At 70.9% G+C, this 12,959-nt stretch carries 11 protein-coding genes; 2 read left to right on the forward strand and 9 right to left on the reverse strand.

The window, feature by feature from the left end:
* Positions 1-50 precede the first annotated feature (50 nt).
* From ACYVO2_RS31280 to ACYVO2_RS31295, 4 genes are read right to left on the reverse strand one after another with little or no spacing between them, the layout of a single operon-like run.
* Positions 51-365: a MazG-like family protein gene (locus ACYVO2_RS31280; RefSeq protein ID WP_461011435.1), complete on the reverse strand. Its 315-nt coding sequence runs from the start codon at positions 363-365 to the stop codon at positions 51-53.
* A gap of 29 nt (positions 366-394) precedes the next feature.
* Positions 395-1,216, reverse strand: coding sequence for an endonuclease/exonuclease/phosphatase family protein (locus ACYVO2_RS31285; RefSeq protein ID WP_461011436.1), 822 nt, complete (start codon positions 1,214-1,216; stop codon positions 395-397).
* The gene (gene tmk / locus ACYVO2_RS31290) at positions 1,213-1,833 is read right to left on the reverse strand and encodes a dTMP kinase (RefSeq protein WP_461011437.1); all 621 of its coding nucleotides are present in this window, start codon (positions 1,831-1,833) and stop codon (positions 1,213-1,215) included. Before tmk ends, ACYVO2_RS31285 begins: the two co-directional genes overlap by 4 nt.
* Complete coding sequence (locus tag ACYVO2_RS31295; RefSeq protein WP_461011438.1) at positions 1,830-2,939, reverse strand: radical SAM protein; 1,110 nt, start codon at positions 2,937-2,939, stop codon at positions 1,830-1,832. Before ACYVO2_RS31295 ends, tmk begins: the two co-directional genes overlap by 4 nt.
* 149 nt (positions 2,940-3,088) lie before the next feature.
* Between ACYVO2_RS31295 and ACYVO2_RS31300 the strand changes: the two genes are divergently transcribed.
* A complete protein-coding gene (locus tag ACYVO2_RS31300) occupies positions 3,089-4,462 on the forward strand; it encodes a hypothetical protein (RefSeq protein WP_461011439.1) in 1,374 nt (457 codons plus the stop codon).
* 233 nt (positions 4,463-4,695) lie between these two features.
* Here ACYVO2_RS31300 and ACYVO2_RS31305 read toward each other — a convergent pair whose 3' ends face one another.
* The 4 genes from ACYVO2_RS31305 to ACYVO2_RS31320 form a co-directional block, all read right to left on the reverse strand.
* Positions 4,696-5,061 (reverse strand): hypothetical protein, encoded by a 366-nt coding sequence (locus ACYVO2_RS31305; protein WP_461011440.1) that lies wholly within the window; start codon positions 5,059-5,061, stop codon positions 4,696-4,698.
* Positions 4,991-6,994, reverse strand: a complete 2,004-nt coding sequence (locus tag ACYVO2_RS31310; protein ID WP_461011441.1) for a tetratricopeptide repeat protein — start codon at positions 6,992-6,994, stop codon at positions 4,991-4,993. Before ACYVO2_RS31310 ends, ACYVO2_RS31305 begins: the two co-directional genes overlap by 71 nt.
* Positions 6,995-7,077: 83 nt before the next feature.
* Positions 7,078-7,290 (reverse strand): hypothetical protein, encoded by a 213-nt coding sequence (locus ACYVO2_RS31315; RefSeq protein WP_461011442.1) that lies wholly within the window; start codon positions 7,288-7,290, stop codon positions 7,078-7,080.
* Positions 7,291-8,269: 979 nt separating this feature from the next.
* Positions 8,270-8,923: a M15 family metallopeptidase gene (locus ACYVO2_RS31320; protein WP_461011443.1), complete on the reverse strand. Its 654-nt coding sequence runs from the start codon at positions 8,921-8,923 to the stop codon at positions 8,270-8,272.
* 66 nt (positions 8,924-8,989) lie between these two features.
* On the opposite strand from ACYVO2_RS31320, the gene ACYVO2_RS31325 reads away from it, so the two are divergent.
* A complete protein-coding gene (locus ACYVO2_RS31325; RefSeq protein WP_461011444.1) occupies positions 8,990-9,673 on the forward strand; it encodes a maleylpyruvate isomerase N-terminal domain-containing protein in 684 nt (227 codons plus the stop codon).
* 224 nt (positions 9,674-9,897) lie between these two features.
* Here ACYVO2_RS31325 and ACYVO2_RS31330 read toward each other — a convergent pair whose 3' ends face one another.
* Complete coding sequence (locus tag ACYVO2_RS31330) at positions 9,898-12,375, reverse strand: helicase associated domain-containing protein (RefSeq protein ID WP_461011445.1); 2,478 nt, start codon at positions 12,373-12,375, stop codon at positions 9,898-9,900.
* Positions 12,376-12,959: the final 584 nt, after the last annotated feature.

Genomic DNA, 12,959 nt, shown 5'->3' on the forward strand with positions numbered 1-12,959 from the left:
CGTGGCGCGGCCCGGAAGTATGATCGTGGGAGTCCGGCCGCGTGACGGGTTCAGCGTAGGGATCGGTCGGTGATTTCCTGGAGTCGGGTGGTGAAGATCTTGGCCGCGTCGGGTGTGCTGGAGGCGAGGGCGACCAGCGCGGTGATCGCGGTGTCCGCGAGCTCGGTCTGAAGGTCTTCCCAGGTGTGGCTGTGGCCCTTGCGGGGGTTGGTCCCCAGTACGCCGTGCAGTGCTTCCCACGCCTCTCCGTACTCTTCACCGATCTTGCCGATGCGCAGGGTGAGTGCGAGTTCGCCCGTGACGGGGCTGGCGTCGTCCAGCCAGTCGCGCAGTTGCTCGATGGTCTTCCAGGTGCCGTCGTCCATGAGGGGGTCGTCCAAGGTGGTGTGGGTGGTCAGAACAGGGTTCCTGAGGCGGCCAGTGCGGTGGGGTCAGCCACGGGCAGGAGCGCGACGGGGGTCAGTGCGAGGTGGAGGGTGAGCGCGGAATGATCGGTGAGCCGGTCCGGGCCGGTCCGCGGCTGGTGCACGTAGGAGCAGGCGCGAAGGTCGGCGGCGAGGTGGCCGGAGATGTGTGCGTGGTCGTAGCGGTAGCCGTCGCCGGTGCGGCCGACCCAGGAGTATTCGGCCGCGTCCGGGTGCAGGGCCCGGAAGGCGTCCCGGTAGCCGAAGGTGCCCAGCCAGGTGTAGAAGGCGTACTCGTAGGGCTGGAAGAACCGGTAGCGCGGCCGGTGGTCGGGCTCCAGGATGTTGAGGTCTCCGAGGATGAGCCGGTTCCCGCGGGTGCCGGGCGGCAGGGCCGCCCGGCATGCTTCGAGCCACGCCCGTTTGCGGGTGGTCTTTGCTTCCGTGGCGTCCCGGGAGGGGACGTACAGGCCCACCACGTCCAGCGGGCCCGCGTCGGTTGGAACGGTCACCGCCGCGGCGCGGTGCGGCAGGTACTCCAGGCCCATCTCCCGGTGCTCGGCGGGGAGGCGGCTGACGATCATCACGCCCCGCTCGCCGCGTTCCCGTGGGCGCGGGAAGGCCACCTGGTGGCCGGCCGCGGCGAACCGGTCGGCCAGCAGCGCGCATCCGGCGCTGTCGGCGGTCTCGGTGAGCACCAGGACGTGCTCCGGCCGGGCGGCGAGCCAGGCGAGCTGGCGCTCCGCCCGCTCCGGGGAGGGGTTGTTGAGGTTGAAGGTCAGCACGCCCAATCCGGCGGGCGGGTGGGTCATGGGGGCCTCGGGGTCGACAGGTCGGTGATGACGGTGGTGATCGTGCGGGCAAGCTCCTGCGGGCCGGTGGTGTGGGTGTCCAGTTCCAGCACGTGCACCCCGGCCGCGGTGAGGACCCTAGCGGCTTCCGCGTACAGGTGGTGCTCGATCGCGCTGCTGTCGGCCATCCGTTCGTAGCGGCTGTGGGTGCCGCGGCGGGCGAGCCGGTCGGCGAGCACGGCGGGGGGCGCGGTGAGGAGTACGGCGAGCCCGGGCAGGTCCACCTGCCGGTTGAGCTGCCAGATCACCTCCGGGTCGATGCCGTCCATACGCTGGAGGACCAGCGAGGAGGCGAGATACCGGTCGCAGACCACCACCTGCCCGCGCTCCAGGGCCGGGCGGATCTCCGCCTGGAGGTGGTGGTGGCGGTCGGCGGCGACCAGGCAGGCCATGGCCATGCCCCGGTACTCGTGGGTGCCGTGCCGGGCCAGGGTGCCCAGCGGCGTGTCGCTCGGCTCCCGGGTGGCGTGCACCGCGACGCCGGCGGCGCGCAGTTGCTCGGCCATGGCCGCCGCGACGGTGGTCTTTCCCGCGCCGCCCGGGCCGTCCAGCGTGACGAACAGCCCTCGGCCGGTCATGAGGCGCCGACCACGGGCAGCACGCGGGTGCGGGGCGCCACCACGGGGCACTGCTCGGCGTCCACGGCGCCGATGCGCTCTCCGGCGGCCACGACCGCGGCCGGGCAGCCCTTCCCGCACGTCGGTGACATCGCGCACCCGCCGCAGGTGGGGTTGGCGCCCAGGTCCCACCGCTCGTGGAACCGGTAGGCGTCCAGGCGGGCGGCGATGTCGGTGTGCTGCCAGACGTTGCCGACGATGAAGTCGCTGTCCGGGTGGCGGCTGGCCTTGGTGCGGGCGGCGAAGACCAGGTAGGGGCAGACGGCGACCTCTCCCTTGGTGAAGACGTAGATGATCGTCCCGGCCTCGCAGCCCGCGAGGGGCTTGTCGTCGTTGGGGAACCGGATGTGCACCATGTCCAGGCCCTCGTCCTGGAAGGGCAGCGTCAGGTCGCGGATGTGCCGCATGTGGTCGTCCGGGCGGCGCAGCGTGCGGGCGGAGTTCGCGCCGCGGCCCATCTGCCCGAGTGGGTTCATCAGCACGTAGGTGGCTCCCTGCTCGGCGGCGAACGCGCACAGCCGGGCGTACTCCTCGTCCTGCGCGAGGTTGTTCGGCGTGCACAGCAGCCCCTGGAGGATGCCGGCCTTGGCGAACCGCCGCACTGTCGCGACGGTTTCCGCGAAGCCCTCGGGGTGCCCGCGGAACCTGCCGTGCGAGTCGGCCGAGAACCCGTCGAGGGAGACGTTCATGTGGGCGCCGAGCTCGGCGAGCGCGGTGATCTGCTCGTCGGTGGCCAGCGTGGCGTTGGTGCACACCCCCACGCCCATCCCGGCCGCCCGGAACGCACCCGCGATGGCGATGAGGTCGGTGTGCAGGAACGGCTCACCGCCGGTGAGGGTGACCCGGGTGACGCGGGCCTGGAGGAGCTGCGGGATCAGCCGGGCGCGGATGCCCTCCAGCGGCATGTAGTCGCCTCGGTGGGTGGCGGAGACGAAGCAGTGCGCACACCGCTCGTTGCAGGGCTCGCAGATCTGGATCAGGGCCTTGCGGTGCGGGTGGTCCACCGTGGTGCGGAAGTAGCAGGACGCGGCTTGGACGGTGCTGTTGACGATCGGTCGTGCGGTCATGGCGGCTCCACAGATCGAAGCGGATCGCACTCCGGAGACGGGAGACGCCCATCTCCGGGAATGTGACAAACGGCAAACACTCGGAGACTGTGAGTCAGTAGAGTCGGGTCAAGCCAAGCGGTATATCGGGTATACGAGGCCAGAACCCCATGACCCTGCGCACCCCGAACCACCACCTCAGGGCACTGATCGAGGAGTCCGGGCTGACCTACGACGGCGTCGCCCGCGCGGTCCGCGCCGTGGCGGCCCAAAGCGGCGAGCACCTGGCGACGAACCGCAGCACCGTGCACCACTGGCTCACCGGCGTGCAGCCCACCGAGACCACGGTGCGGTACCTGGCCGAAGCCCTCTCGCGCCGCCTGGGCCGCACCGTCACCCGGGAGGAGCTGGGGACGACCTCCTGCGGCGCCGCCGAGACTGACACCATCGGACTGACGCTCGACGCCGACCCCGTCACCGAGCTGGCCACGATCGGGAGGGCTGACGTGAACCGCCGCCGCATGCTGACCACCGCCGCCTACTCCGCAGCGGCGGCCGCCCTGCCCCTGCACACCGTGCAGGAAGCCGCCGCCCGCACCCGCGCCGCCTCCACCGGACGGGTGATCGGCCACGCCGACGTGGACGCCGTCCGCCACATGCTCGGCGTGTTCATCGACGCCGACGAGCGGTACGGCGGCGCCCACGGCCGCACCGCCTTCGCCCAGTACCTGGTCACCGACATCATCACCATCGCCCGCGCCCGCCACGCCTCCGCCCGCGTGCGCACCGAGGCGCTGTCCGTGGCGACGGCCGGAGCCCAGCTCGCGGGATGGAAGGCCCACGACTGCGGCGAGCCAGGCCTCGCGCAGCGCTACTACCTCCAAGCGCTCGCCCTCGCCCGCGAAGGCGGGGCACCCGGCCAAGAGGCGTTCACGATGCGCACGATCGCCCAGCAGGCCGTGCAACTCGACCGGCCCGAGCGCGCCCTGGCGCTGGCGGAGACCGCCTGGAGGCAGGCCGGGGGGCGACTGGACGGCCAGACGGAGGCGCTGTTCGCCATCACCCACGCCTACGCCCTCGCCCGGGCCGGGCAGCGCCAGGCGGCGGTGGCCGGGATCGACCGCGCCCACGCCGCCCTGGCCCGCGGACAGCTCGCGGACGTGCCCTTTTGGGGCCTGGCCTGGGGCCCGCCGCCCGCCACCGTGCAGGCCCGCACCGCCAAGACCCTCAAAGCGCTGGGAGACCACCGCGGCGCGGCCCGCGCCTACGCCGCCGCCGCAGCGAACCGCCCACCCGGCGCCTACGCCCGGGTGACCGCCTTGAACCTCAGCTCACAGGCCGAACACGAACTCGCACAGGGCCACCTGGACGAGGCGTGCGCGACGTGGCACCGGGCGCTGGACGCCATGGAAGGAGTGCGCTCGGCACGCACCCGCAAGACCCTGCGAGCGGTACGCACGGCCCTGCACCCCTACCGCACCCGCGGAGCGGCGAACGCGGCTCAACTCGATGACCGGGCCCGGCTCATCCTCCGCAAACGCTGAGGCGGCCACCGCGGATCCCTGCCTTCGGCTCGTCGAGCGCGGGGTGCATCGCTTTGGTGGGCGAAGTAGGAACGCTGTCCGAGCCACGGGCCAGCGCCAGGTCGCTTCGCCGATCGGCGGGGAACCCCGCGCCGCCGCCGCTGTATGAGGGCTGGCGAGCTTGCTGCTGTGCGGGTTCGGTTGGAGGACGGCCTACGATGCCTGGGGCAGGCCGGTTTGCGGATCGCCCTCTTTTACCTGCCCTCATCTTCAGCACCGCGTAGGGATCGCAATACTCCCTCTGCCAGTGGATGCCCTGCCTCGGCGGCGCTCTGCAGCACATTTTTGGCCTCCCGCGCCCGTCCGGATTCGGCGAGCAGAACACCGAGGCTGAAGACGGCGCCGAGGTCTCCGGCCTCAGCTATGATGCGCAGAAGTCCCTCGGCTTCCTCTATCCGTCCGTTCTTGAAAAGCAGAACACTCAGATTGAATGCCGCGTCCAAGTTCCCGGCGTCAGCAGCGGCGCGCCAGAAGGTCCAGGCTTCATCATCACACCCTTTTATGGAGCAGGACTTCCATGCTGTAGGCGGCAGGAGCAGATCCGGCTTGAGCAGCAGCACGCCAGATGCTTTCCGCTTCAGCAGCACGCCCCGTCTCCATGAGTAAAAACCCCAGGTTATATGCGGCAGGGAGGTACCCGGTCTCTGCAGCGGCGCGCAGGAATCCCTCGGCTTCGTCGTTCCGCCTGGCCCCCATGAGTACATTGCCGAGGTTGTGAGCGGCTGAGAGTTCTCCGGCGTCGGCTGCGGCGCGCCAGACTGCTTCTGCTTCCTTGCTGCGTCCGGTCTCGTTTAGCAAGGTTCCGAGGTGGCTAGCCGCGCCGAGGTGTCCAGCCTGGGCGGCGGCGCGATAGACGGCTTCTGCCTCATCAGTGTGCCCGGTATCAAACAGCATGTCACCAAGGTGACAGGCGGCACTCAGGTCTCCGGCGTCAATAGCGGCACGCCAGACGTTCTCGGCTTCATCAACACGCCCGGCTCGCTGAAGCAGGAGGCCGAGATTGTGGGCGGCTCCCAAATGTTCAGGCGCGCTGCGCCAAGCGATCTCGGCAATTTCCATGCGTTGGTGCTGGTAGGCGTTGAGACCAACGTGGAAGCGGCTGCGGTGGCCGGTGATGTGTTCGAGTGTGGTGTTCCATGCCGCGTCGGGTATAGGGGCGGTGGCGTGGTCGACGAGGTAGTCGAACACCTCCCACGACCCTGTCTGCGGCTCGCCGGGTTCCCCACCGGCGCCGCCGCCGCTGGTGTCGTTGTCGCCGGTGTCTGCGGGGTTGAGGAGTCCGGTGGCGCCGTAGCGGACCCGCGCCGCCCACTCCAGCGCCTTCTCCACCGGTTCGGGGCGTAGCCGGGCTCCGCCCTTGTCCTTCAGGTAGTGCCCGTGGAGCTTGAGCAGGACCTCGGTGGCGTGGGGGGCGTGCAGTCCGGTGCGGGTGAGGTCGACGGCGGCGGCGACCAGGGCGGCTCCGCGGGGGTGGCCGCCCGGGCGCCAGGCGCGGTGCCATTCGGTCAGGAGGGCGGGTCCGGCGGCGAGGTACTCGGCGATCCCGTAGGGCCCGTGGTGGACGGTGGCGTCCACGATCCGCTCATCCTCGCACTCCCGAGCGCGCTCGAGCTCGTCCTCGCTCCAGATGCGGTCCAGCTCGATGAGTTCTGCCTGGTTGAGGACTTTCGCGCCGAGGTCGGCGGCCAGGTACCCGCCACGGTCCCCGCCCTGAGCGGCCTGATCGGCGACGGTCCGGGTGAACGCCTCCCACTCCCTTGCCCGCATGGTCGCCAGCACCGGCACGCGCAGCCGCACCAGCTCCGCCAGCAGCCCCGGCTCCAGCCCACCGGGCCCGAGGTACTTCTCCACATCGTCCAGCCACACCACACAGGACACACCGCTGCGTTCGATGGTCTCCACCGCTGCGGGGAGCTCGGTGCCGACGGTGGGGGCGAGGACGCGGTGTTCCGGCAGCACCGTGCGCAGGGCTTCGAAGGCGGCGCGGGTCTTGCCGGCGGTGGAGTCCCCGACCACCAGGACCATCCCGCCGTCCCTCCCGGCGGCGAGTCGCTCGCGCAGCACGTGGTCGATGTCGCGGGGGATGTAGGGCGGCACGGCGTCACCGTGGTCGGCGGGCCGGGCGCGGTGCGCGCCCGCGGCCAGCGCGTCCCACGAGGCGGCGACCGGCCAGCGTCCGGGATCCGCCAGCCGGGCGGGAAGCTGCGCCTGCCCCGCGACGTTCAGCGCTCCGATGTCCCGCGCCTGGACGACGGTGGTGTGCTGTCCGCCGGTGACGGTGTTGTGGACCTGCCCGCGCTGGTCGGTGACGGGCATGTGGGTGTGGTCGCCGGTGATGACGGTGCCGGCGTCGCCGCCGACGGTGGCCGCCCGCTGGCCGCCGCCACGCGGCCCGGCGGCCGCACCGTGCGCCGCCGCGGTGGACGATCCGGACTGCGCGGAGGCGGGTGGTGCGGTTGTGCCGGTGTTCGCGTCGGGACAGACGTCGGGCACCTCACCGCCCTCGTGGGCCGGCGTCGGGCTGGGCTGCGTGGGCGGTGTCCTGTTCTTGCGCCGTCGCCAGGGGAGTGGGGGTGTCATGCGTGGTTGCCGTCCCCGGTGATCGCTTCACCGATGTCCCCGCCCGCGACCACGGAACGCTCCCCCGCCGACGTGGTGCATGCCACCCCGGCCAGCGGCGCGCCCGCCGCACTGCTGCCTGCCGGCGGGGGCGGGGAGGATGTCCGCGCGGTGGTGAGGTGGTTGTCGTCGCCGGTGACGGCGCGGCCGATGCCGCCGCCGGCCGTCACCGACCGGCGCCGGGGCTCGTCGGTACTGCGCCCACCGGGCTTGTCGCGCTGCCCGGCCCCGTCGCGGTGCCTGGGGACGGTGATGGCGGGATGGGTGCTCGATGCAGGGCGTGCACGGCGACGGCCAGGCCGGCGAGTCCGGCGATGCTGCCGGTGATGCCCGCGACCTGCCCAGCCGCATTCAGGTCGACCGCCACCACCAGGGCCACCAGTCCTGCTGAGACCAGGCCGCACACCGCGGCAACCGCCCCTGCTGCTACGCGTGTTCTGCCCGCCATCCCTCCATGCTGCCGGGCCGACCGCTCACCTGTTCGGGCAACCGCACACCGGCCGCGTCACAACCACGCAACGCAGCGGAACGGGCTCTTCGGTCCCGGACCCGGCCGACTTGGTGGTGCGCGAGCTCGCCGCAGCACTGACCGAGGCCAAGGACGGCGGCTGGCCGACGCTGCTCCTGGACGACACCCACTTCCACGGCACCCTTCACACCCTGCTGCCGGCCGCCGTCCGCGCCGCCTGGAACTCCGGCCGGCTCGGCCCCACCCACCATCCCGGTCCCGGTCCGCTGTGGTGGACCGTCCCCGACCACCAGCCGGGCCGCACGCTGCTGTCCGACCTCGCCACCGGCCTCGGCCACCCCGTCCCCCACGACGCCGACGCCAGCGTCTGGGTCACCGACCACCTCCTGCGCGGCGCCCCCCCTGCTCGTCGTCGCCGGCATCAACCGGCTGCGCCCCGCCCGCACCCCCCGCACCTCCCCGGTACCGGCCCTGTACGACATCACCGCCCACGCCCCCGCCACCCTGCTCGTGGTTGGTGGTGTTGCATTCCAGTCTCATCGATGTGCTGCGGATCACCCTCTCGGGTATGGGGTGACGGGGTGTTCACGGGAGGCACTGGCCTGCGGTAATCCGAGGTCTTGAAGATCGCTTCCCGTCATGGCGGAGATCCTTGCCCGTCGCCTGTGGTGGTGCGGGGTTCAGGACAGCTCGCGGGGTCCGTAGCGGGCGGTTGCCGCGCCGGTGGCCAGGGCCCAGTAGCGGTCGCCGTAGGACCAGTGCCACCACTCGGTGGGGTAGTTGACCAGGCCCGCGACGGTCAGGGCGGTTCCCAGGATCTTGCGGTGCTCGCGGGCTGTGTCGGTGATGTTGTCGGCGTCGGTGTAACAGGCGCCGTGACTTTCCTCCGGGTCGGCGTTGAGGCGGGTGCCGAGGTCCAGTTCGTGTCCGTGGGTGTCGACGAGCGTCAGGTCGACGGCAGCGCCCGCGCTGTGCGGCGCGATCTCGGGTGGGGAGACGTAGCGGCTGGCGGCCGTGTGAATCTGGCAGGCGGTCCAGTCGGGGTGGTCGGCTTGCAGCTGGGCGGCGTACTGCTCGAAGTACCGGCGTTGCAGGGACGGCGGGCGGTATCCCTCCACGAACAGCAGCCGCAGACCGTCGGGCAAAAGCGCCTGGGCTGCGATGAGCCGATCGAGGACGCCCCGGCGGAGGTGGGCGAAGGCGCCTGCGGAATCCTGTTTGCGGGTATCGACGAGCAAGGCGCCGTCGCGGCGGACATCCACCAGGCGTTCGCCGCACTCCTGGACAGGAATGGCTGCAATCTTGGGGTCCGACATCAAGATGATCTCGCTCATGGGTAGATCATCGCCTGCGTCGTCCCGCTCTTCACTGCGATCCTCCCCGTTGATAGCTTGATCGGCATGGATCAGGGTCGTGTGCTGGAAGCGTTCCGCCTCGAAGCCGCGGCGCTCTCCCGGGGGGTTGCCGGGCTGTCCGAGTCCGAGTGGGATCGCCCGACGCGGTGTGAGCCCTGGTCCGTGCGCGAGTTGTTGGGTCATGTGCGAGTGGTGATCGCATGGCTGCCGCAAATGCTGGACGGCTCTGCTCCGGAGAAGGCAGAGGTCAGTGCGACGGAGTACTACCGGCCCGACGATCGGTTCAGCCCGCAGACCAACGCTGCCCGCATCGGCCTGGCCCGGAACCACGCGGCTGAGCATGCCAACGGCGCCGCCCTCGCTGCCGACTTCGCCGTGACGTGGCAGCAGGTGGATCAGATGTGCCGGGACGAACCGGAAGACCGAGTCGTGCGTACTCGTCACGGTGACGCGATGCTCCTCTCGGAGTTCCTGCTCACCAGAGTGGTGGAGGTCGCCGTTCACGGCCTGGACTTGGCAGACGCGCTGAGACGCGACGCGTGGCTGACTCCAGAGGCCGGGGCGGCAGTGCTGGAGCTTCTGCTCGGGGCGCAGCAATTGGACGCCGCGCGTGAACTCGGCTGGGACGGGCCGACCTTCCTGCGCAAGGTCACCGGTCGCGCGACGCTTGACGCGACGGAGACCGCCCAGGTCGAGCGGCTCGGCATTCGGTGGATCACACTGGGCTGACGCCGCGTCGAGTGTGGATCCTGCGGTCAGCCGCATGAGACGATCACGGTGGTTCGCGGTGCGGGGAGGCGGCTGATGCGACTGGTTCCCAGCAGCGGCCTCGCGAAGTCGGACGATCTCCTCGCGCTGGGCGGCGAGCCGGGCTCACGGCCGCCCCTCGCACCGCCCGTTGCCTGCTTCACGCCATGACTGCTCCTTGTCTTCCCGGTTCGCACCCCGCCCTCTCAGTCGAAGAGGCCGAGCTGGTCGAGGAGGTGGAACTGCTGGGGGGTGAGCCGCTCCCGTCGGGTGCGCATGTTGCTGCGCCAGACCCCGAGCCGGACCGCCACTTGCTGCCCGCCCCCGCCCCCGTCCCCGCCTCCGTCTCCGTCGGCTGTCCAGGTCTCTACATGCCCGCGTGGGACGCGTACGTGCCCCTCCCGCTCCCGGAACCGCCGCAGGGCTTCCACGCCTCGCTGGAAGGCATCGGCGCCATTCCCGCGGCCCTTTCTGCCGCTCGCCGCCGCCCCGCCCCCGGCGTCACCGGGCCCCTGCCCGGGAGCGGGCTGGATGCCGAGCTGCTCCAAGCGTTCGCGCTGCCCGGGCTGGAGCTTGGCCCACACGGTCGCCTGCCGCTGCCGTTCCAGCCACCGTCCGACGTCGATCCCGCCGACGGTGACCCCGGGCAGGACTTCCGCGAGTGTGGCGCCGCTGTCCAGGCACTGCTTCAGCATGGCGTAGTGCCGCTGCCAGTCGATGGGCCAGGCCGGCCGCCAGTCGGGGTCCAGCGCGGCGAGCTGTGCCGCCCGGCGTGCGGCCCGTTCGGGGTCCTTGCCCAACCCGCCCTCGCGTCGCAGGTTGGACAGCAGTACTCCGACCTGTTTGCCGAGGGCGGTGGCGTCTCTGGGTGCGGCGAGGGTGCCGTGCTGGTCGGCGTAGGCGGCCAGGGCCGCGAGGTTCTCCTCCCACGCGAGTTCTTCGGCGGACCAGACCATGCCCAGGGCCTCGAGTCGGCGGATGCGCAGTCCGGTCATGGTCCCGGCCGCGTATGCGGTGCGCTGGTCGTGGATCCACCTGCCCAGCGGGTACTGCGTCTGCGGGTCGGTGAACCCGTACGGCAGCAAAAGGTTCCCGGTGCGCTGCCGGTAGCGCCGCGCCGCGGCGTAGCCGCGCCGCCAGTCGGTGCGTTCGAGGTCGATGATGTTGAAGCTGATCCAGTCCGCGACCATCACCGGGTCCCGTTTCGTGGAGAACCGCAGCAGCAGCCGCGATTCCTCCTCGCCTTCCTCCGGCGGCGTCCCAATCGTTTCGCTGGGGTTCTTGGGGGTGTTCGTCTCCGGGACGGCGAGGAGTTCCACCGCCCGCTCATCATGCGCGCGAAGCCCGCGCAGCACCTTCACCAGCGGCTGGTAGCTGGCGGAGGTGATCATGTCCTCGGACCGCTCACCCTTCTTCAAAAACACCGGCACGATCAGCGACGCCAGCTTCCCCTGGCCGGGTTTTTGCCGCAGTGCCCGGCCGATGGCCTGGACGATGTCGACCGCCGATCCCTTGGGGTCGATCAGGGCGACCGAGTCCACCGCCCGGATGTCGACCCCCTCGCCCAGAACCCGGCAATTCGAGAGCACAGCGAGCCCGGTCCGGGTGGCGAACTCTCCCAGCACCCCCCGGCGCTTGTCCGCCTCGTGGTCGCCCTTCAGCCAGCCCGCCCACACCTTGGCCGGGTACCGCTCCGGGTGGGCGGCGTGCAGGCGCTTCGCCACGCCGGCCAGGCCCTCGGAGAACGCCTGCGCCTCGATGACCCGGTGGTGGAAGGTGATCATCGTCTGGAGCCGGTGTTCCACGGCTGTGCGCAGGATCGCGGCCTGGAGCGCGCCCATCCGCAGTCCTCGGACGCGTTCTTCTTTGCCTTCCTCGCTGCGCAGGACTTCGGGTGTGATGTCCGGGTCCTCCAGTTCGACGACGATGATCTGGTACCGCGCGAGCAGCCCGAGGGAGATTCCCTGGGCGAGGGACATCTCGTACACGCGGGGGCCGAAGATGGCTTCGTCGTCCATGGAGGCGGCCAGTTCCTCCGGCAGCGGGTCCCGCGACCCCTCGCGCACCTGCCACGACGGCGGGCGGTCCTGCCAGACGCGGGGTGTGGCGGTCATGTAGAGCCGCCGCACCGCCGGGATGAGGCGGTTGTCGTGGACGGCGGCCCAGGCCTTCCCCAGCGAGCCGGAAGTGCGGTGCGCTTCGTCCACGACGATCAGGTCGAAGGGGGCCATCTGTTGTCCGTAGGTGCCGGCGCAGGCTTCTTCCAGCACGGGTAGGGAGGCGTAGGTGGCGTAGACGGTGACGGGGCCGGTGCCGTGCCACAGGGCGAGCTGCGGGGGGATTGTCGTGACGCGCACATCGGCCGCCCACAGCGAAACGTCCTCGGTGAGGGAGCACATTGCCACCGCGGGGCCGGTGTGGCCGGCTTTCCGCCACTCCCGCACCGTCTGCGTCAGCAGGTCGAGGGTGGGGAGGAGGACCAGGACGCGGCCGCGGGGTGCGAGGCGGTGTGCCGCGGCTGTGGCGATGTAGGTCTTGCCGCTTCCGCACGGCGCCACCGCCGTCGCCCGCAGGCCCTCCCTGGGGATGCGACGCCCCGGGGGAATGTCGAGGCCTTTCACGATCGCTTCCACGGCTTCCGTCTGGTGAGGGCGCAGTTGTACGGTGGCCGTTTTCCTCGGCATTCCTGACTCCTGTTATGCGTGCTCGGATAGGGCGTGCTGGTTTCCTTCGGTGCTGATTTTGAGGGCCCGGGGGAGGAGTGGCACCTGGAGCACAACTCTACGCGATGCATCCTCGCGATGCGTCGTGTGCGAGTCATCCTCTGTCGGCGTGCCTTTGTCGTCTCGATGGCGGAGTGGTCAAGGGGGTGTACAGGTGGGTACTTCGGATGGTTGAGTAGCTCGCCGTTCGGGGGTGTCCGGTGTGATGGTGTGTGGGTTCGGCTGTGGCGGGACTGCGCCACGGGGTGGGTGCGGGGTTGGCTGCGCGAGGGTCGTGACGCCGCGTCTTGCGGGGGTAATAGCTGGGAGTTCGCAACTCTACGCATGCATCAGCCGGGGCGCGGGGCCACCACCTGCCCCTGCTGCCTGCCTTTCGGATTCCCGCTTGCGGGAATCCGTGCAATTCCGCGCCTGCGCGGAATTGACACTCTTTTCGCATTCCGCTTGCGGAATGCCCCGCCCGCGCTTGCGCGGGCGACTGCCGGAGCGTCAGCGGAGGCAGTCCCTGCCAGGGGCGCCAGCCCCTGGTTCCCCGCTCCGCGGGG

Source organism: Streptomyces capparidis (genome assembly GCF_054782095.1).

Bases quoted from the DNA above. Each gene is read 5' to 3' on its own strand.
- ACYVO2_RS31280 (WP_461011435.1), bottom strand. From the start codon at position 365: ATGGACGACGGCACCTGGAAGACCATCGAGCAACTGCGCGACTGGCTG.
- ACYVO2_RS31285 (WP_461011436.1), bottom strand. From the start codon at position 1,216: ATGACCCACCCGCCCGCCGGATTGGGCGTGCTGACCTTCAACCTCAAC.
- tmk (WP_461011437.1), bottom strand. From the start codon at position 1,833: ATGACCGGCCGAGGGCTGTTCGTCACGCTGGACGGCCCGGGCGGCGCG.
- ACYVO2_RS31295 (WP_461011438.1), bottom strand. From the start codon at position 2,939: ATGACCGCACGACCGATCGTCAACAGCACCGTCCAAGCCGCGTCCTGC.
- ACYVO2_RS31300 (WP_461011439.1), top strand. From the start codon at position 3,089: ATGACCCTGCGCACCCCGAACCACCACCTCAGGGCACTGATCGAGGAG.
- ACYVO2_RS31320 (WP_461011443.1), bottom strand. From the start codon at position 8,923: ATGAGCGAGATCATCTTGATGTCGGACCCCAAGATTGCAGCCATTCCT.
- ACYVO2_RS31325 (WP_461011444.1), top strand. From the start codon at position 8,990: ATGGATCAGGGTCGTGTGCTGGAAGCGTTCCGCCTCGAAGCCGCGGCG.
- ACYVO2_RS31330 (WP_461011445.1), bottom strand. From the start codon at position 12,375: ATGCCGAGGAAAACGGCCACCGTACAACTGCGCCCTCACCAGACGGAA.